This is a genomic window from Rhodococcus sp. P4_B6, assembly GCF_056402215.1.
This window is the reverse complement of record NZ_JBFUHV010000069.1, coordinates 1-18,352: the sequence shown is the minus strand read 5'-3', so window position 1 is coordinate 18,352 and position 18,352 is coordinate 1. Positions and strand designations below refer to the sequence as shown.

The 18,352-nt window shown below is 65.5% G+C and carries 17 protein-coding genes and 3 pseudogenes; 7 read left to right on the top strand and 13 right to left on the bottom strand.

What is annotated here, in order from left to right; genetic code table 11:
- Positions 1-27: 27 nt before the first annotated feature.
- Positions 28-819, bottom strand: coding sequence for an IS21-like element helper ATPase IstB (istB, locus tag AC1DWT_RS27680; protein WP_477923062.1), 792 nt, complete (start codon positions 817-819; stop codon positions 28-30).
- On the bottom strand, positions 816-2,381 hold the full coding sequence (gene istA, locus AC1DWT_RS27675) for an IS21 family transposase (RefSeq protein ID WP_477923061.1): 1,566 nt from the start codon (positions 2,379-2,381) through the stop codon (positions 816-818). Before istA ends, istB begins: the two co-directional genes overlap by 4 nt.
- A gap of 208 nt (positions 2,382-2,589) precedes the next feature.
- Between istA and AC1DWT_RS27670 the strand changes: the two genes are divergently transcribed.
- From AC1DWT_RS27670 to AC1DWT_RS27660, 3 genes are all read left to right on the top strand, one after another.
- Entirely contained in the window at positions 2,590-2,748 is a 159-nt protein-coding gene (locus tag AC1DWT_RS27670; RefSeq protein WP_477923060.1) for a hypothetical protein, read from the top strand.
- 145 nt (positions 2,749-2,893) lie between these two features.
- On the top strand, positions 2,894-3,151 hold the full coding sequence (locus tag AC1DWT_RS27665) for a hypothetical protein (RefSeq protein WP_477923059.1): 258 nt from the start codon (positions 2,894-2,896) through the stop codon (positions 3,149-3,151).
- Between the two features lie 61 nt (positions 3,152-3,212).
- Positions 3,213-3,347 (top strand): hypothetical protein, encoded by a 135-nt coding sequence (locus AC1DWT_RS27660; protein ID WP_477923058.1) that lies wholly within the window; start codon positions 3,213-3,215, stop codon positions 3,345-3,347.
- A gap of 377 nt (positions 3,348-3,724) precedes the next feature.
- Here the strand turns inward: AC1DWT_RS27660 and AC1DWT_RS27655 are convergent, their stop codons facing one another.
- Both AC1DWT_RS27655 and AC1DWT_RS27650 read right to left on the bottom strand, forming a co-directional pair.
- Positions 3,725-3,928, bottom strand: a complete 204-nt coding sequence (locus AC1DWT_RS27655) for a hypothetical protein (protein WP_064080843.1) — start codon at positions 3,926-3,928, stop codon at positions 3,725-3,727.
- A gap of 282 nt (positions 3,929-4,210) precedes the next feature.
- Positions 4,211-4,435, bottom strand: a complete 225-nt coding sequence (locus tag AC1DWT_RS27650) for a type II toxin-antitoxin system PemK/MazF family toxin (protein ID WP_477923057.1) — start codon at positions 4,433-4,435, stop codon at positions 4,211-4,213.
- 178 nt (positions 4,436-4,613) lie between these two features.
- On the opposite strand from AC1DWT_RS27650, the gene AC1DWT_RS27645 reads away from it, so the two are divergent.
- Entirely contained in the window at positions 4,614-5,105 is a 492-nt protein-coding gene (locus AC1DWT_RS27645; RefSeq protein ID WP_477923056.1) for a hypothetical protein, read from the top strand.
- A 282-nt stretch (positions 5,106-5,387) separates the two neighbouring features.
- Here the strand turns inward: AC1DWT_RS27645 and AC1DWT_RS27640 are convergent, their stop codons facing one another.
- The 7 genes and pseudogenes from AC1DWT_RS27640 to AC1DWT_RS27610 all read right to left on the bottom strand — a co-directional run.
- On the bottom strand, positions 5,388-5,924 hold the full coding sequence (locus tag AC1DWT_RS27640) for a pentapeptide repeat-containing protein (protein ID WP_477923092.1): 537 nt from the start codon (positions 5,922-5,924) through the stop codon (positions 5,388-5,390).
- A 51-nt stretch (positions 5,925-5,975) separates the two neighbouring features.
- The gene (locus AC1DWT_RS27635) at positions 5,976-6,119 is read right to left on the bottom strand and encodes a hypothetical protein (protein WP_477923055.1); all 144 of its coding nucleotides are present in this window, start codon (positions 6,117-6,119) and stop codon (positions 5,976-5,978) included.
- Positions 6,120-6,198: 79 nt separating this feature from the next.
- A pseudogene (locus AC1DWT_RS27630) lies at positions 6,199-6,678 on the bottom strand (IS3 family transposase); the annotation flags it as partial.
- Positions 6,679-6,700: 22 nt separating this feature from the next.
- Positions 6,701-7,924: an IS110 family RNA-guided transposase gene (locus AC1DWT_RS27625; RefSeq protein ID WP_477923054.1), complete on the bottom strand. Its 1,224-nt coding sequence runs from the start codon at positions 7,922-7,924 to the stop codon at positions 6,701-6,703.
- 524 nt (positions 7,925-8,448) lie between these two features.
- Positions 8,449-9,531: an IS110 family RNA-guided transposase gene (locus tag AC1DWT_RS27620; RefSeq protein ID WP_477923052.1), complete on the bottom strand. Its 1,083-nt coding sequence runs from the start codon at positions 9,529-9,531 to the stop codon at positions 8,449-8,451.
- A gap of 327 nt (positions 9,532-9,858) precedes the next feature.
- Positions 9,859-10,610: pseudogene (locus tag AC1DWT_RS27615) on the bottom strand (IS3 family transposase); the annotation flags it as partial.
- A 70-nt stretch (positions 10,611-10,680) separates the two neighbouring features.
- A pseudogene (locus AC1DWT_RS27610) lies at positions 10,681-11,128 on the bottom strand (IS5 family transposase); the annotation flags it as partial.
- Positions 11,129-11,339: 211 nt separating this feature from the next.
- On the opposite strand from AC1DWT_RS27610, the gene AC1DWT_RS27605 reads away from it, so the two are divergent.
- The 3 genes from AC1DWT_RS27605 to AC1DWT_RS27595 all read left to right on the top strand — a co-directional run bounded on the left by AC1DWT_RS27605 (position 11,340) and on the right by AC1DWT_RS27595 (position 13,541).
- Positions 11,340-11,567 carry a hypothetical protein gene (locus AC1DWT_RS27605; RefSeq protein ID WP_477923051.1) on the top strand — a complete coding sequence of 76 codons (228 nt, stop codon included), beginning with the start codon at positions 11,340-11,342 and terminating at the stop codon, positions 11,565-11,567.
- A 643-nt stretch (positions 11,568-12,210) separates the two neighbouring features.
- Positions 12,211-12,378, top strand: a complete 168-nt coding sequence (locus tag AC1DWT_RS27600) for a hypothetical protein (protein ID WP_477923050.1) — start codon at positions 12,211-12,213, stop codon at positions 12,376-12,378.
- A 266-nt stretch (positions 12,379-12,644) separates the two neighbouring features.
- Positions 12,645-13,541, top strand: a complete 897-nt coding sequence (locus AC1DWT_RS27595; RefSeq protein WP_477923049.1) for an IS5 family transposase — start codon at positions 12,645-12,647, stop codon at positions 13,539-13,541.
- Positions 13,542-13,610: 69 nt separating this feature from the next.
- On the opposite strand, the gene AC1DWT_RS27590 is transcribed toward AC1DWT_RS27595, so the two are convergent.
- Positions 13,611-14,783, bottom strand: coding sequence for an NAD(P)/FAD-dependent oxidoreductase (locus AC1DWT_RS27590; RefSeq protein ID WP_477923090.1), 1,173 nt, complete (start codon positions 14,781-14,783; stop codon positions 13,611-13,613).
- A 661-nt stretch (positions 14,784-15,444) separates the two neighbouring features.
- Positions 15,445-15,897, bottom strand: coding sequence for a MaoC family dehydratase (locus AC1DWT_RS27585; RefSeq protein WP_477923048.1), 453 nt, complete (start codon positions 15,895-15,897; stop codon positions 15,445-15,447).
- Between the last annotated feature and the right edge of the window lie 2,455 nt (positions 15,898-18,352).

Genomic DNA, 18,352 nt, shown 5'->3' with positions numbered 1-18,352 from the left:
GTCACCGGTGGTGGGCCGGTGAGGGGGTCAGGTGTTGGCTCCCTTCTTCCGACTGGTGCTCAGGCGGTAGGAGGTGGTTCCGGTCTGGATGATGTGGGCATTGAATGTCAGTCGGTCCACGACGGCGGCGGCCAGGCGTGGGTCGGTGAAGGTGGCTCCCCACTCACTGAAGGGCGCGTTGGAGGCGCAGGCGATGGAGGCGCGTTCCTCGCGGGCGGTAATGATCTGGAACAGCAGTTCGGCCCCACGGGGATCGAGAGTGACGTAGCCGACCTCGTCGAGGCAGAGCAGGTCCAGGCGCGCGTAGCGGCCCACGACTCGGGAGAGGTGTTTGTCGTCGACGGCCTCGACCAGCTCGTTGACCAGGGCCGCGGTGGTGACGTAGCGGACTCGGCGGCCTTGTTCGGCGGCGGCGGTGCCCAGGGCGATGAGCAGGTGGGTCTTTCCGGTGCCGGAGTCGCCGAGGAGGACGAGGGGTTCGCCGGCGTCGATCCAGCCGCCGCCGGCCAGATGGGCGAGGGTGGCCGGGGGAAGGTCCGGCAGCCGGGTGGCATCGAAGTCGGTGAGTCTCTTGGTGCGTGGAAACTTGGCTTCGTTGACCCGGCGGATTCGACGGCGGGCGTCGCGTTCGTCGCATTCGGCGGTGAGGATCTCGGCGAGGAACGCCTTGTGGGACAGGCGTTGTTTGACCGCGGCCTCGGCGATCGGGAGGGCTTGGGCCCGCACGGTCGGCAGGGCCAGGATCCGGCAGGCGGCGTGGATGGCGGCCTCGGCGGCGTGGTCGGTCAGTGCGGTCACTGCCGTGGGTGTGGCGCTCATGCGGTTGCTCCGTTCAGGAGTTGGTCGTAGCCGGCCAGTGAGGGGGCGGAACGCTCGTGGGCGGCGGTCGGGTCGGCGGTGTCGGGCAGGGGCACCGGTGTGGGGACGGTGGGGGTGAACATCGAGCGTCGGGCCTCGACCGCGACCAGGTCGGGATCGAAGTTGCCGATCCCGATCGAGGCGAGCATGCCGGCGGTGACGGCGTCGGCGGGYAGGGTGCGGTGCAGCAGCAGCACCCCGACCAGGGACCGGGTTCCGGACGCGTCCCCGAGTTGTTTGCGAGCGGCCTCCCAGAACCGTTGATGCACAGCGGTGAACGCACCGCTGGCGCGGGCCGAGGCCAGCGCGGTCGCCCCGGCCAGGGCACCCGGTTTGCGGGTGAGGACCTCCAGGTAGTGATCCAACATCAGGTCCTCGGTGCCCTTGTGCAACGAGCGGGTGTGGGTCGCGACCACGTGTCCGGTGCTGCCCGGGTCCAGGATGCGGAGGGTGGTGGCGCCCAGGCGAACCTCGAGCCGGCGGCCGGCGAACCGGGCCGGCACCGAGTAGTAGGACTGCCGGACACACACCCTTGCCTTGGCATCGACCCGGCACGACAGTGCGGCGGAGACGTCGAAACGCTCGTCCGGCAGTGGCCGCAGCAGCGGCATCTCCCGGGCCGCGCCCAGGCCCACCGTCTCGGCGCGGGCCCCGATCCGACGGGCGTCGTCGCGCGCGTCCGCGGCGGCCAACGCCTCGTTCAGCGCCGCCAGCGATCCCACGTGCGGGACCGGGGTCAGGTGCCGGCGGCGGAACCGACCGATCTCGCCCTCGACTCCACCCTTCTCATGAGCCCCCTCGAGTCCGGGAGCGCAAAAAAATGAGTCGTAGCCGTAGTGCGAACGCAGCGCGACGAACCGGGGATGCTCGAACCGCTCCCGGCCCAACAAGACCCGGATCACCGCGGGCTTGAGGTTGTCATAGCGAATCATCCCGACCGGCACCCCACCGAGCGCCTCGAACGCCCGGACGTGGCCGTCCAGGAACGATTCCTGGGACTGGTTGGCGTAGGCGACGTGGACCGCCTTGCCCGAGTGCGACAACCGCAGGCAGAACATGAACAACTTCATCACCACCCCGGCGATCACCGCGGTGAACTCCCCGAAGTCGACCTCGGCCTCCTGGGCCGGCGGATGGGTCTGCGGTACCATCACCAACTGCCCGGGACTGATCTCGGTGCGCAACCGGGCCACCAGGGCACGGACACTGGACTCGGCCACGCTGGCTCCTTCCTCGTCGATCAACCGCTGCCAGACCCGACGCGCGGTGTGTCGCTGCTTCCTCGGTGCGTCCAGGTCCTCGACCAGCCAGCGCCGGATCGTGGCCTCGTAGCGGCCCAGCACCGGCGCCTCACGCACCGGGGTCTTCCGCGTCGGCGGCGTCGCCTCGGCGAGCGCCTGACGCACCGTGCGCCGGTGCACCCGGTGCTTGTCGGCGAGTGCCCGGATCGACATCCCTTCATCCCGGGCATCGCGTCGGATACGTTCGAACTGCTCCACTCTCGATCTCTCCTGCAAACCCATCGCCCTCTCGTGATCGCCTTGGCAGACGACACGAACGGTAAGGGTCTGGTAGGTCGAGGGTGGGGCCACTTCAAGCCAGCACTACGGCTCCAGGTGGGGCCATTTCAGATTGGCACACTCACCCTCCCGGCCCGCCGACCCACCGCCGCGCCAGCGAACGACTCGTCCGGACCGGTCACCGACGGTGACCACCGGCCGGTGCGGGGCCGTGCGGYGGACCCCGGTCGACGCCGATCCGGATTCGGAACCGGACGACGAGGACCCGCGCGAATCCTCCTCGCACCCAGACGATCCGATCATCTGGCCCGAGCCCAGCCCGCTCGCCGACTGGTGGGACCAGGTCCTCGGTCGGTCCTCCACCACCTGAGGAACCCGCGAACCCTCACCTGCGTGAAATCCGTGCGGTCCGGGTCAACAAGGAGCAACGATGCGACTGGATTCGGTGCCGGTGGCACTGGCGCCTGAACTACCGGTTGCTACGGATTCCGCTGCAGGTGATCGAAGACCGGGGGATGTCTCGGATCGACGAGCGGGCGCCGGCCCGGCTGGCTTTCAAGCATTTCCTGATCGACTGCGACCGGGCCGCCGCGCACCTGCTCGGTGACGAGAATGCCGCCGCCCGCGCCGCGGATCTGCGCCGCCACACCACCACCGTCCGATTCACCATCGCCCACCAGCAGGAGCGGGTCTACCGCGAACGGCTGATGGCGCTCGCTCGGCAGCGGGCCCGGTTCAACGAGCGCCGCCGCCGAGGCGGCCGCACCACGTAGCTGAGGGTGCCCCGCCGCCGGCCGCACCGGAGATGTCGGCACCCCGAGGTGGTCGGTCTACGTGAACGCCGGAGGGCCGAGGGAGCGGCTGATCGCCCGCAAGCAACACCGCCAGCACCGGGGCGTCATCGTCCTCGACGAGCAGCGCGAACGATTTCTCCGGCGTCGACGGCACCACGGCCACAATTCGTTGTGATCTGGGCCACAGTGACACCTCGCGCCCTGCCGGGCCCCCTAGCGTGTGAGCCGGGTCAGCGCGAGTTCGAGGGTGCCGGACCGCCCGGTGAGGTGCTGGGTCGTCGCGCAGAATTGGGTATTTCCGGCAGCGCTGGCCCACCCCACAGTCGACCACAAGCCGACCCCGGCGCTGGTGATCGGAGGCAGCCATGCCGGGGGGTCGACGATGTGCGGCGGTCAGACTCCCACGTTCAGGCCGAACATGACGTGGAGCCAGTGCAGGAACGCCTGGAACGCCAGGTTGAAGTCGATTCCAGCGGAACCCATTGTGATCATCTCTTCGAGTGAAACGACCCCGCCCCTATCAGCCTTATCGCAGGTCGGGGCGCTGTTGTTTCACACGGTCGGGCCCACCAGCGGCCGGTGCTCGGCGAGACTCGGCAGTTGCCGCACGTTCCGCTCCGGCAGCATGGTGACGTCCTCCAGCTTGGCCAACCCTGTGAGGCTGGCMGCCGTGAGGTCGAGTTGCATCACACCTTTGCGTGGCCCACTCCCGGATATCTTGATGATTTCCAGGGCGAACGGTGCATTGCGATTCATGAGCGCTCACGCCGCGCCATGGCACGGGCCCGCTCGCCTGCGCGGTCTCGGCCCCGGTGGGCGCGGCCGGGCGCAACTGCGCAGCTGCCACCACCGGGTATCGGGCCGTCCGGTCTGGATGTGTGGCCGACCGCCAACGCTCAGCTCGATCCGGGATCGGACCGACGCTCTCGGTGTCTGCGCGGCGGGGGCCCATGTTCCCCCTGCGCCGCGGCAGAGTCTCCGCCACCCAGCCCTCAGTAGCGGATCCGCTTGCGACATCGCGCCGCCGAGCCAGCCGGCTCAATCGGCAAGCCCGAGAAATACCACAAGAGCGCGGTCCAGCCGAACCAGATCGGCATCGGCGAGTTGGCCGAGGCGGTCGCGCACATTCATCCGCGGCATCGTCGTGACCTTGTAGACCATGATCTGACTTGGCTTCTCGATCCCGGWGCTGTCGGTCGGCTCCACCGGGATCCGGACAAGTGGCGCCTCGACCGGATTGGTCGTCAGCGGGCACACCGCCACCTTCGGCAGGGTTCGCTCCCTCTACTCGTTGTCGAAACCGTGAGACACCACCTCGAGTGTCGTCGCGGCCTTCCACATTGTTGTGCCGCCCTGAGCGTTCATCGTCGACCGTCAGGATCGGGTTCCACCGATTGATCGGTCGATCCTATCGAGGCGACGGCGTCCATCATTCGATCGTTTGTCGGACAAGGACGTCGCGGCCGCTCAAACTATGTTGTTCAGTGCTCTCGGTAACGGAATCGACCTGGTCAACGATAGTTTTTACACCGAGACCGGCAGCACTTGCACCAGACAAGGGGTCAAGTGGCCGGAGCACCCAGATTGTCAGGAGAAGACAATGGGCCTACGCCGTAAAGCATTGAGTCTCAGCTCATTCGGAATTGTCCCGTTCCGGTCCAATGGCGACAAACTGGCCAAGATGAGCAAGCAGGAGCAGCGCAAGTCGAAGGTCGACACCAAGAAAGACCGCAACCTGCAGGAGCAGATCCTCGCAGAGCAGCGCCGAGCCAACGACCTGAAGGAGGCCGAGTTGCGTGCACAGTACGCACAGAACACCATGGAAGATCCACCCGACAACAGCTGGCCCGACCGTAACGATGAGCTGCGACGGGCGAATAGTGGCGGCTGGTGGGGCTACAGTAACCCGGCCAACAAGGATCGCCGTGGATAAGCGATCACGAAGCTGAAGCACTCTCCATGTCGGAATCGACGTGCAATTCATTCAAACACCGCAAGATGCTGAACTGAATGCAGCACTGAGGATGCGTGAACTCGGATTCGCCGATGCAGGAGTAACCCGTCGGTGGCGCCGATGGCGGAATCGGCGTTCACTCGTCGGCCGCCTTAGCGCAAGTGAAGTAGCACGGAGGCATGGTCGGCCGTCCGGAACTCCAGGCGCACGTGACACTTTGCATAGTTATGCACGATTTAGTGTCGTCTCTCACTCGTTGGTTTATGCAACAGGAATTGGTGGCCAGGGGTGGGGTTGGACGTTCGGCGGTTGCACTGTTCGCGGCATTCCCGGCGGTCGAGGTGCCCAGTCGAAGTAAGGGCTGGGGTTCCACACCTTTGGATTGGCGAATGACACCGAGGACGATCCGAAATCGGCTTCCTCGAAGGAACTGCCCGGTCCCTCAAATGTCGCCCTACCGAATGAGGCGTCGTCGCCGAGGAAGGTCGCCTTGTTGAACGCTGCGGCGCCGGTGAAGGTCGCCTCGTAGAACTGGGCGGCGCCGGTGAAGGTCGCCCTCTTGAACTGGGCGGCGCCGGTGAAGGTCGCCCCGCTGAACGCGGCGGTGCCGGTGAAGGTCGCCTCGTAGAACTGGGCGGTGCCGGTGAAGGTCGCCTCGTAGAACTGGGCGGCGTCGGTGAAGGTCGCCTCGATGAACCGGGCGGCGTCGGTGAAGGTCGCCCCGGTGAACCGGGCGGCGTCGGTTAAGGTCGCCCCGGTGAACCGGGCGGCGTCGGTGAAGGTTGCCCTGTAGAACAGGGCGGTGCCGGTGAAGGTTGCGGTCTGAGCTTCTTACGGGCTCTGCGCTGCTCACGTGCCGCGTAGATCGGAAACCAACCGGGGTTCGCGGAGCGCCGCGACGAGTACGCGCTGGGTCAGTTTTCGCACATAGCCGCTGATGTTGTCCGACCAGGACCATCCGCTGGGGGTGCGATCGTTAAGAGCGTGTCTCATGTGGGGAGCTTCTTGAAGCAGGTGAGTGCGGCGGCGAGGTGAAGGAGGGCGTTCCCCCCGAGATGTGGACACCAAATTCTTATGCGGCGGTGGCCAGCATAGCCGATCGCCGTTCGAACTCGACCGGGCAGATTTGGCCCAGGCTCGAATGCCTCCTTCGCGTGTTGTAGCGAGTGATCCAGCGGAAGACTGCGGCGCGCGCCTCACCCGCACTGTTCCAGCGCTTCCGCCCCTGCAGCGTCTCCCGCTTCAGCGTCGCATTCAGCGACTCGGCGGCGGCGTTGTCTGCCGACGTCCCGACCGCACCCCGCGAGGTCGTCACCCCCAACTCACGACACAGGTCGGCGAACTCGACCGACGCATACTGAGCGCCGTTGTCGGAGTGGAAAATTGACCCCTCAAGCCCTGCGGCGCCACGGCAGGCCGCCGCCGCCCGCAACGCATCGGTGACCAACTCGGTACGCATGTGATCGGCGATCGACCACCCCGCCAACCGGCGCGAGCCCAGGTCCATCACCGTCGCCAGATACAGAAATTCACCGTCACCCACCGGGAGGTAGACATCCCACGCGGGTCAGCTGTCAAGCGGCCGCCGGTTGCGCTTCCGTATCGAGGTCGGGCCAGGCGGCGTGGTCGTCCCAGGGTTCGTTGTGTTGCAGGCACCACCACATGCGTCCGAGGAGCTTGTTGGCGAGGTTGCGCAGCGCGGCGTTGTGGTGGTCGCCGGCGGCTCGTCGTTTGTCGTAGTGGGCACGTGCGCCCGCTGATTTGGTGAGGGTCACGAACGCCCACCAGTGGCAGGCGTCGCCGAGTCGCTTGTTGCGGACCTTTCGCGCCTTGACATAGTGCGATCGGCCCGAGGCGCGGGTGATCGGCGCGGTGCCGGCGAACGCGCGCAACCCGTTCGCCGTCGCGAACCGTGCAGGATCGTCGCCGACCTCGGCCAGGACCCGGGCAGCGAGAATCGGACCGAGACCCGGAGCCGACCGCAGGATCGGCGCGAGCGGGTGGCTGTCGAATTCGCGACCCAGCGCGTTCTCCAGGCTGTCCACGGACTGCTGCATCGAGGCGATGACGGCGAGCAGGCCGGTGACAGCATGACCGAGTGCCTCCTCGACCTGCGGCGGCTGCCCGAGCGCGGGCGTCTTCAGCTCCCGCAGGATCCGCTCGACCAGGTTCGGGTCGTTGCGTCGGCCACTGTGATGCAGGAGCGCCACAACTTTGCGTCTGGTCAGGGCTCGACCCGATGCAGGGGTGGGCGCCGCGGAGAGCACCGCGACCGCGGCGCGGTGCTTCAAATTCGGAAATGCCTGCAGTGCACCAGGATAGAACTCCAGCAATACAGAACGTAGTCGGCTGATGGTCTGATACAGCGCCCAGATCGCCTCCTGGTGCTGACGGGCGAGGGCCTTGATCGCCCGGCCGTGTTCGCTGATCGCCGGCATCGGACGGTGCATCGCTCGGTCGGTGCGCAGAATATTCGCCAGAATCGCGGCGTCACCCGGATCGGACTTGCCGCCGGCCTGTCCGTGGCGTTCGCGGTAGCGGGCCACCGCACGGGGGTTGATCGGGTAGACGGTGAATCCTGCTTCCACCAGCGCCACGACGAGCAGATTCTTGTCGGTTTCGATCGCGATAGGGGTGGTGCCCGGTGCGCCTCCGCTCTCCGCGATTACCTCCAGCAGCGCGGTCAATCCCGCTGTGCCGGTGTCGATGCGCTTCCGGGCGACGACGGTGCCGTTCTCGTCGACGAGGGCAACATCGTGATGCACTTCGGCCCAATCTATCCCGCAGTTGATGCTCATGTACAACCTCCCTGTCCAGCGGCGTATTCTGCTGTGAGCTCGGGGGTTGTGCGGCGACCTGATATGGAACCAATTTTGTCAAGGGGGCAGGGAGAAGCGGCGCCCATGACCGTCGTCGCGGACGCCGCTTCATTTTGACCGAATGACCCGGTTGTGGTGGTGGCGAGCGTGTCGATATCGACGCGCGGTCACTCTGATATACGCGGGTTGGCTACCGCAAGGACGGACTGTTCGGCTGGAGTGGCTCCGCTGGTCTAATAACGAGCGTGATCCCAACGCACAGTTGAGGATTACTCATAGGTCGCTCGCGGGTCACTCCCAGGCGCTGCCGTCACCACCGCGTAGGGCAATCCGGACACTTGTTGGCGCCTCCGAGGGATTCCTCGGTCCCGGGCCTGTCGGATCGTCACCGAGGCGGAGGGTCAGGGTGGAGTCCCCGCAGCGCAGCGAGGAGAACCGACCTTGCCGTCCGACGAGTGACGACCAGGATCTGGCCCCCAGAGGAATGCTCTTGGCGCCCCCGCTCACTCGTCGAGGACGGCCAGTGACCAGCACCAGCCGGCGAGTTCCCGAGCGATCGCGGTGTTGGCCACGACCGGCCGCTTGCGCCGCTGCTCGAAGCCGTTCCACCGGGCGTGCAGGCGCCGGTTACCCTGCTGACCGCGGGCACGGGCCGCCGGGCCGGCCTTGTCCCAKCGSCGCCGCAGAKCCACCCCGGSACGATASGGCYGMCGGTGWTGCCAGGCGGCCTCGATCAGCARYCGGCGCGCGTGCCCGTTGCCGGTCTTGGTGATCGCYCCCTGCGASCGSGWSGCGCCCGASGACGAYTCGGTGGGCACCAGYCCCAGGTASGCGCCGATCGAGCGGCCGGTCAGSCGSTGCCAGTCSCCGATCTCSACSGCCARCCCGAACGCGGTCAGCGTGGACACCCCGCGCAGGCACCCGAGCCGGGTCACCACCGCAGTGTAGGCACTTGTCGCGGCCATCTCGGCGATCGCCGCATCCAGGCGGTCGCGACGATCCACGGCCGCAGTCATGGTGTCGTAGGCGGTGTCGTACGCGAGCTGCAACCCCGGCACCTCGAATCTCTGCCGACGCAGCCAGGTATCGTGCACCTTCGTCCACGTTTTGCCCTCGTAGTAGACGATTCCCTGCCGCAGAAGCAGTTTCGACACACGATGCCGAGCCGACATCAGGTCGCCGCGCACGTCCTCCCGCGCCCGCACCAGATCCCTCGCGGCCTCCTGCTCGACATCGGGGATCGTCACCGGGATGATCTGGCCCAGATGCAGCAGCCGGGCCAAATGCCGGGCGTCTCGCGCATCGGTTTTGACCCTGTCGCCGGCCGGGCGCTGCAGTTTCGACGGAGCCGCGACCAGACACTCGATCCCCGCGGCCAGCAGGAACCGCGCCAACCCGAACCCGGTCGGGCCGGCCTCGTAGGTCACCGCCGCCCGCCCGGGCAAGCTACGTATCCATCCGAGAATCTCGTGGTGATCCGGCGTCAACCGCCGCTCAAACAGCTCGCCGGTCTCCCCGTCGAGGCCACACGCGACCACCGACCGCGCGTGCACATCCAACCCAACACTCGTACGCTGTGTACTCACTGGGGCCTCCCCACATCTGTGGCTCTACCGGCCAGGACCGCTTCCTGTCGGCAACCCACGATCACATGTGCGCGAGGCCCCAGCCATTACCTCCATACCGTCTAATGGAAAGCGCTCTTCGGCGCGGCATCTCACAAGCCGATCACGTGCCCCAGCGACTGGCAGGGTCACCGTCTACCTTCAGACCTCTCACACAGTCGGATGCCATCACAGCAGTGATCACCTTCCAGCGGCTCACTGCTCAGACTGCGCCTGGATCGGTAATATCTCAGGGACCCCCGCCAGTTGCGTTATGCGTGTCGGATCGTTGGTCCGACTCACCCATTAGGTGATGTCGCCGACGTACTTGGTGTTCGGGGCGCTCGCGGTGAAATCCCGCCGGATCAGGTCCGGAACCGCGGCCGCATCCGGGGCGGGGACCGTGGTGCGCACCGGTTTGCGCAGATGCACCCCGACGATCCCGTGCTCACGCATCACCCGCTCGACCCGCTTGTGATTGACCTCGATCCCGGCATCGCGCAGTTCAGCGGTCACCCGCGGTGCCCCGTAGGTGCCGTCGGAATCGGCATGGATGGCGCGGATCCGCGCCGCCAGCTCCTGATCAGAGTGGGCGCGGGCGGCCCGGGCCGGCGCGGAGGCCCGCCACCGGTAGAAACCCGAGCGGGAGACCTCGAGGATCTGGCACAGCCACTTCACCGGGAAGGTGTCGCAGTGGTCGTCAACGAATTGGAAGTGGCTGCTCACCAAGACGTCTCGCCCGCGAAATACTTTGCTGCCCTCCGCAGGATCTCCCGCTCGGTTTCGAGCTTCCGGATTTGGGCCTTGAGCTGCCTGTTCTCTTCCTCCAACACGGACTCGGACGATACCGCGTCCGGCGATGCCGCCCGCTCCGCCCCACCGGACCGGAGCTCGGCCGTGGAGGTACCGGTGCGTTTGCGTTCGGCCCGCACCCAGTTGCGCAGGGTCCCGCGGCTGACTCCCAGGTCGTTGCCGATGCCCTCAAAGGTGTGGCTCGGATCGGACAGGTACAACGCGACGGCATCGGCCTTGAACTCCGCCGAGTACGCCTTCATGACCATCAGTGACATCTCTTCCTCTGGACCTTCACGATCCAGTGTTCACGATGTCCTCACTCAGGGGGGAACGCCCGCCCTTGTCGGCGCGAAGCTTTCCCGGCTTGCGTCGGCGCGGTCCGCGCCGAGACTTCACGCCCGGAATCGCTGCCATCAATGGTTGCAGCATCGTGCTGTCATGGGTGTTCGCCCCGGTCACGCCCACGACCAGTGGGATTCCATTCGTTTCGGACAGGACGTGGATCTTCGATCCCTTCTTACCGCGGTCGACCGGGCTGGGACCCGTCAGTGAGCCCCCTTTTCGCCCGCACGCTTGCCGCGTCCAGGATCGCTGCCGTCCAGTCGAGTTCGCCCGCGCTACCGAGTCGATCGAGCACCTCGCGATGGAGCTTCTCGAACACCCCATCCCGCACCCAGGCACTGAACCGTCGATGCGCGGTCGGCACGGTTACCCCGAACGAGGGCGGCAGGTGCCGCCACGCACATCCGCTGGTGAGCACGTACACGATCGCGGTGAACACAGTCGTGTAGTGCGCTGTCGTGGCGCCCGCCCGACAGAGTGGACTGCTAGCGATGCTGTGATAGCTAGACTAGCTATCAAATAACGTCGACTGAGGTGGCAGCGCCGTCTGCGACCCGCCTGCGGCGGTTGTGGCGGCATGCCACTGTTGTTAATAGGATGCGTTGACACGCAACGACAAAATGTGGGGGGCTTCCATGTACGACCATGACCCTATGGGACGGATCAATATTCCGGCCTTGCGGTTCTTCATGACTTTGGCGCGCGTCCTGGTCGGGGCGGCGTTGGTGCTCATCGTCGTGGGCATTACGGCGGTCTTCGTGCTGGACCTGGAAGGGTCTTTTACAGCGAGATTGGCGGTGGGCGGTCCGGCGGTCATTCTCCTACTCGGGGGCGCTGCAGCACTCGCGCTGTCGAGGTCGAAGCTGACGGAACTGCGGTAGCCGAAGACCGTTTCACAGATCACCCCGCCATTTCGTCCCGGGCGGGGCGACAGTCAGTTGATTTGTCCGGATCAGAGCCGAGGACAGGGTCATCCACGCCGGCAAACCTGCCGCCCGCGAGGCCGCGCGCACCCTCCTCACCGCCCACCGCACATGATGCGCATCAGCCCGGCCACCGCGACGATACGACTTGCGTTCGGCACCGGCGATGTTCACCGCGACCTCCTCACCATCAGCCGGCAGGGTCAGCGGCCACGCGACGGGGCACGCAGGATCACCGCGGTCTGCGCCATGGTCTTCAGCGTCCTGCCCTGGGGATCCGACCTGGCGGACCATGCATGTGGCGCCACTGGCTGATTGCCAACGATGCATCACCCTGACGACGACGGCGTTCGGTGCGCAGATAACAGACCTGCGGCACGACCGGAGCTCGGGTGGGTTATAGGAGCCGGTCCGACTGCCGGATTGGACGCAGCGCTGATCGCGGTTCAACTGGTCAGCGCTGGCAAGCTTTCCAGCTCCGGCGACATGGATGCACGAATACCACGAATACAAAAGAGAAGTGCGCAAGATGAGGGCGACTGAAGCGTATCGACAGGATGTTCGCGACTGCCTAGGGAGCAGAGACGATGCCGGGGAGGGGATGAGTGTCGACGTGTCAGATTGGTTGATCGATCTCGTCAATGACGAGCTGGACATGGCGCTCACTGATCAGCCGAAACCAGACCTCGCCGCTGACTGCATCCATGCAACGACTACAGGTAAATCAAGTGAATGGTGGGACCGCTTCAACATCCACCGGCGTTTGTGAATCGCCTCCAGCAAAGCTGGCTCACGGTGTCGGGGTCACGAGTTTCGGGGCTTTGATGATCCCGAGCACGACTGCGATGCCGTAGGTTGCTGCTCCCCCTGTCTGATGCCTGATCATTCAGGGTGGTCTCGCATCCCTTCAGCGCGCGGGCGTCAACCTGCTGATCTTCTATGCCAAAATTTCACTCTGAGAGTGTGTTTGAGAACTCGCGATAGCGGGCTTGTGCCTCGCTGAGAATCGAAGAAAGAGGGCTCCTGGTTGGGTCGGTGAGTACCAAGTCCCCGACCACACCAGGAGCCCACAATGACATCATCGCCGATTCCGCCATGCCCGTCGTGCCCACCCCACTCGGCGGGTGGGCACGGTTGCGCGGTGTACCCGTCGTCGGTCACCGACGCAGAGTGGGCGACCCTCGAACCGCTGTTGCCCGCGCCCGGCAGCACGGCAGGCCGCGGCGGCAGACCCGAGAAGCATTGCCGCCGTATGAAGTGGACGCCATCTTGTACATCGTCCGCGGTGGTATCGCGTGGCGGCAACTGCCGATGGAGTTCCCGCCAGCCGGGACGGTGTACGCGGTCTTCGCCCGCTGGTCCCACAGCGGCGCGGGGCAGCGCATCGTCGACGCGCTGCGCGACCGCCTGCGGGTGCGTGACGGGCGGGACCGGTGCCCGACCGCGGCGATCATCGACTCGCAGACGGTGCCGGCCGCGGATACCGTGCCCCGATCGAGCCGCGGCTGGGATGGCGGCAAGAGAACGAACGGCGTCAAATGGCACATTGCCGTGGATGTGAACGGACTGCTGCTCGCCGTCGTCGTCACCGCTGCCTCGATCCAGGACCGCGACGCCGCGCACCGACTCCTGACCGCACTGCGCGGCAGGTTCTCCACCATCCGGCTGGTCTGGGCCGATGGCGGCTATCCTGGACGGCTGCCCGTCTGGGCGAAAGACGTTCTTGCCCTGCCTATGCAGATCGTCAAACGCATCCCCGGTGCCGCCGGGTTCCATGTCCGACCCCGCGTTTGGGTGGTCGAGAGAAGTTTCGCGTGGATCAACAAGCACCGCCGCTGCGTGCGAGACTACGAAACCAGACCCGACCACCACGAGGCCATGGTTCACATCGCGACGATCGCGACCATGACGAGGCGGCTCGCCCGAACCTGACGGTTTTCAAACGCACTCTTACTTATACCCCTGCGCCGCCGCCCTCGAAGGTGGGGAGAACCCCGATCGTCAGGTACCTGACGCGGCCTCGAGGACCTCGCCGATCGGAGTTCCCGCCGCGATCTTGCCCCGCATCTTCATGACGCCCCCCGCCATTCCACCGCCGACGACACCGGCCAGGATGCCGTCCCGCTCGTAGTAGGCGAGGAACTTGCGGCCGTCGTCCTTGATCACGTGCACCTCGTCGGTGGCCGCCACCGTGCCCAGTGCCTGGATCTTGATGTCGTACTGGTCGCTCCAGAAGTACGGCACCTGAGCGGCGGCGTTCTCGTCGCCGGTCCCGGTCAACGCCCCGGCGAGGATCTTGGCCTGCTCACCGGCATTGCTCCAGTGCTCGACGCGTTTGCGACCGCCCACCCGCAGCTGCCACGCGGCCACGTCGCCGACCGCCCACACGTGCGGGACCGCCGTGCGTCCGACGCCGTCGCACACCACACCGTTGTCCAGTTCGACGCCCGAACCGTCGAGCCACGCGGTGACCGGCACCGAGCCGACACCGATCGCCACGACGTCGACCTCCACCTCGCTTCCGTCGCCGAGGACGGCTCCGGTGACGCGGGCGGTGCCCACCAGCGACGTGAGCCSGACACCGGCACGCAGGTCGACCCCCTCGCCGGTGTGCAGCCGGGCGACGAGTCCGCCGATCTTCTCGCCGAGCACGGACGCGAGCGGCGTCGGCTGCGGCTCCACCAGCACCACGTCGAGACCACCGGCCCGCATGCTCGCCGCCAGCTCGCAGCCGATGAACCCCGCCCCGACGATCAGTGCCCGCTTGCCCTCGGCGAGGTCCGCGCGCAACGCCAGGCTCTCATCGATGGACCGGAGAACGTGGACGCCCGCGAGGTCGGGCAGACCCGGTATCCGCCGCGGCACGAGGCCGGTGGCGATCACCAGTTCGTCGTAGCCGAGTTCGCTGCCGTCGGCGAGTCTCAGGATGCGGGATCCGGTGTCCACCGCGACCGCCTCGACCCCCAGACGCAACTGGATGTTCTTCTCGTCGAAGAACTCACGCGGCTTGAGCGTGGTGTCGCTCGTCTCCCCGCGCATCACTTCCTTCGACAGCGGTGGGCGGTCGTAGGGAAGGTGCGGTTCCCCGCCGAGAAGAACCAGGTCACCCTCGTATCCGGCCCGCCGGAGCTCCTCGGCGGTGCGCAGACCTGCCAGGCCCGCTCCCACGATCACAATTCTCTGCACTGTCCCGTACCAGCCCAATCTGCCCGTGCGACGGGCATGATCACCATCGCGTGTGTGCACAAGTCATATCAAACGGGGTGCTGCGAGGTCCATGCGGTCGCGGTGAATACGTCTCAGCGGTAGTGAAATTCCAGGGTTGCGCCCATTACGATAGATATTCCTTTCGCTGCCAAGCCGTCGGCGGCCAGGAATTGGAGGTGGACTGCTGCTCGCCGATCGTGTCGTCTAGGTTGTCAATTTCTGCATGAAATCCGAGGTCCACCTTCAAGGGCGACAACAAGGCGCGGTTCTGGGTTCGCTCGCGGCCGCACTATTCTCCTTCCGCGGCGATACCCGATAGGGGCCTGCCTGAAGGCTCTGCCTCCCGGAGGAAGGGGACGCGATGCCCTTTCCGGCAAACACGGATATGCATGCCCCCGGTGACGACGGCAGAGGTAACCTCTCGGCGCGCTCATACACAACGGCTCGGGCTGCGATGGAATCGGAAAATCGACGCCGAGGCTGCTGACCCGTGGCACACATCAACTCGGCGGTTCTCTTCTGATCACCGCGGCTGCCAGGGACTCGGCTGGCACGTCACGTCATCCGCCGCCAAAGCGGCCGATGGGGTGCCTTGCTGACCAGTGCTCCCTTGCGGATGCTCTGCCCCTCAAGGCACTAGGACGCGAACAGACTCTGCAACACACGCAGGCTTGTCCTCACCCTTGATCTCGATGGTGTACTTCACGACCACCCGCGAGCCCTGCCTGGTGTGCTCGAACGACGCGATCTCGCCGCCTACCCGGATCGATGCCCCCACCCTCACTGGCTGTGGGAAGCGCAACTTGTTCAGCCCGTAGTTGATGACAAGTTTCACGCCATCGACGCGCATCAGGTCGGCACTGAGCCTCGGTAACAGCGAAAGCGTGAGGTAGCCGTGCGCGATCGGGCCACCGAACGGACCCTGAGCCGCCCGCTCGGGGTCGACATGGATCCACTGGTGATCATCGGTGGCGTCGGCGAACGCATTCACGCGGTCCTGCGTGATCTCAAACCAGTCGCTGTGGCCGAGGTGATCGCCGACGGCGGCCTCGACCTCGTCTATTTTCTGGAATAGGCGCATTGACTCTCCTTGTGTCTGCCTGGTTATGACGCGGTTATGGCAGCTAGTTCAACTACGGTCGGGCAGCGACGATCCGGGATGGCCCGCAGTTGACCGCCCGAACACTACTGTCCTCCTCATGAAAGACCCGTCAGACGCTACCGCGAGTACAAAGCGAATACCCGACGCTAATCAGCTGAAAAGCATCTCGTTATTTAATAGTGAATAGAAAGATAGGCGGTCTTCGACTCGACGTCAAGGACGAGTACCTCAGCTGCAGATTGCCCATCGGGGGTCCGGCCCGGCAGGCAGCGTGCGCGCCTTACCCTCAGTCGGCACGCTTTTGTGGCGGCCTGAACTGCCCGGCGCTCGCGCGGCTACCGGGGTCAACCACGCCACGACCTGCATCGATCTGGATCGACGGGTTGCGGCCAGGGGCGTCGAATCGCCTTAGACCGCGGGCTTCACCAGCCCACCGTTTGCAGGGTGGCGCGCGAGACGCGATTTGAGACGATGCATCAACGTCGCGTCATGCGAGTGACACCAGCCCGATGTGGCGATTGCGTCTTGCCGGAACCGTAGGGGATCTGTTCGTCGACAATTGGACTACACTCGGGTGGCATTGGAACTGCCCGCTGATGATATGTCACGTCGCGGTGAAACACGGAAAGCCAAGGCCGCCGACGCATGCGATGGCGGCCTGACGCCTTGTCGGGCAACGGAATCGCGGTATCCTCACTGATGGTCCGCGCTGTGGAAAGCTTCAACAATACGGTCCCTGGGGGAGGGAAGGCCACTAGAGGTAGAAGCCTAGCGTTGAGATTCTGGTCGACGGTCTCGGACAACGAACACGAGACAGATCCGAGATGAACTGAATCGGAACCCGCGGCCCGGTGACCGAGACCAAGCTGGGGGACAAGCCTGCCGCCTGTGTGGCCAGATCTAGTCGACCAAACGCGATCACGATCCATCATCGCGAGCACGGGATGTGGACGAGTCGGTCGCAGTCGACGCCTCTGCACCGCAGAGCGGCTGCAGCAGGCAGTCGACGCTTCTGCTCCCGAACGATTCGGGCCGAGCGGACGACACCCCCGCAACTTCGCTAGTGCCCTACCCGGGAACCTGTGCCTGTTCGGGTCGGCACGCCGCCCGGTTGCGGTGTAAGGGGCACGGCACCGGTCAATTTGGTCGGGTGACAGAGTGCGAGTGCACTCGCTCGACGATAACGAGCACCTCGAGCCGCCGAGAACCGCTAGAAGTCTCTCGTTCTTCCGGTACCTGCGCAGCCTGTATCCGACGGACGTTCGGCTGTCGATCGTGCACAACTACACTTGTCCTCGCCCAAGCCGTTACGCGGCGAACAGGTGCCGCGCCCCATGTCGTCGGGTGTAGGTAGCGCGCGACGTCCTCGCGACTCCCGCCCGAGTGCAGCGTGCTTGCCGCCGCGTTCGGCCCGCTGCCAGCCCGGATGCAGCTGCAGATTGCAGATTCAGCAGCTCGAACTCGTCGAGACAGACCACCTCGGCGACCAAGAACTCGGCGAGCTTGGTCAGGCTCCAGGTCCATACGGCAGATCGTGCTCGGTGGAGGTGGACTTGGCGATCCTCGGAACCGGCATGCCCTGCATGGGCAGTAGGGTATCTGGCTGCGCTGCCAGGTCATACCGACCGGAGGCCGCGACAGATTGTCTGCACCAGTCGATGCCCCTGCCCGTCGAGGGCGAAGGCCCGCAGTGCCGGTAACTGCGCCTCCATCGGCATCGGTCACAAGGAGTAGAGCGGCATGATTCGCCGCTACATCATCTGGCGTAACGAGGATGCGGCAGAAGAGAAGCCATGCGAGATCGCGAACAAGGAAGCACTGTCTGAGGCGGCCCTACCCGCTCCCTTCTGTCCACTTCCCGCAGCTTTCCGAGGGCTACATGGCGGGCCGTAGTGAGAACGATCCTTCTGCCGTGTTCGCGCGGTTCGATGGTCCCGGGTGCGCGGCCACCACCTTCCTCCATCTGATGTGAGCGTTGACACATAGTCGAATCTATTCTAAATTATGTTCGTTCGTCCGTGGCTCATATGCGATTTCGATTCGAGCATGGGGCGGCGACTATTTCACGAGGGAGATCACTCTGATCGTGGCGTATCGCCGACCTCCGACGCGTATGTAGGCGCCCGAGCGTGCCCGCAAAGTGGACCGGGTCCAAGGCCCGGGTGTTTTACACGGTGACCTGTGGGCGCCGGTGCGACCGTAGTCAGAAGCCGAGGAAGGTAGTCCGATGAGAGACGCCGTCATTGCTGGTTCAGTAAGTAGCCCTGTAAGGACATGCGACAGTGCTGTGGCCGCGTCCATCCGGTCGACGTGTCCGCGTTGGTGCTCGGGGATGTCTGAAAAGATGCGGAGGTAATGGTGGGTGTCGAGGTATCCGTCGAGGGACTGACCAAGTCGTTCGGCTCGCAGAGGATCTGGCAGGACGTCACGTTGA

What these genes read in the sequence shown, in the direction of transcription:
- AC1DWT_RS27635 (WP_477923055.1), bottom strand. Translation starts at nt 6,119, where the DNA reads ATGAGACACGCTCTTAACGATCGCACCCCCAGCGGATGGTCCTGGTCG.
- AC1DWT_RS27605 (WP_477923051.1), top strand. Translation starts at nt 11,340, where the DNA reads ATGGGACGGATCAATATTCCGGCCTTGCGGTTCTTCATGACTTTGGCG.
- AC1DWT_RS27585 (WP_477923048.1), bottom strand. Translation starts at nt 15,897, where the DNA reads ATGCGCCTATTCCAGAAAATAGACGAGGTCGAGGCCGCCGTCGGCGAT.
- AC1DWT_RS27600 (WP_477923050.1), top strand. Translation starts at nt 12,211, where the DNA reads ATGAGTGTCGACGTGTCAGATTGGTTGATCGATCTCGTCAATGACGAG.
- AC1DWT_RS27625 (WP_477923054.1), bottom strand. Translation starts at nt 7,924, where the DNA reads ATGAGCATCAACTGCGGGATAGATTGGGCCGAAGTGCATCACGATGTT.
- AC1DWT_RS27665 (WP_477923059.1), top strand. Translation starts at nt 2,894, where the DNA reads ATGTCTCGGATCGACGAGCGGGCGCCGGCCCGGCTGGCTTTCAAGCAT.
- istB (WP_477923062.1), bottom strand. Translation starts at nt 819, where the DNA reads ATGAGCGCCACACCCACGGCAGTGACCGCACTGACCGACCACGCCGCC.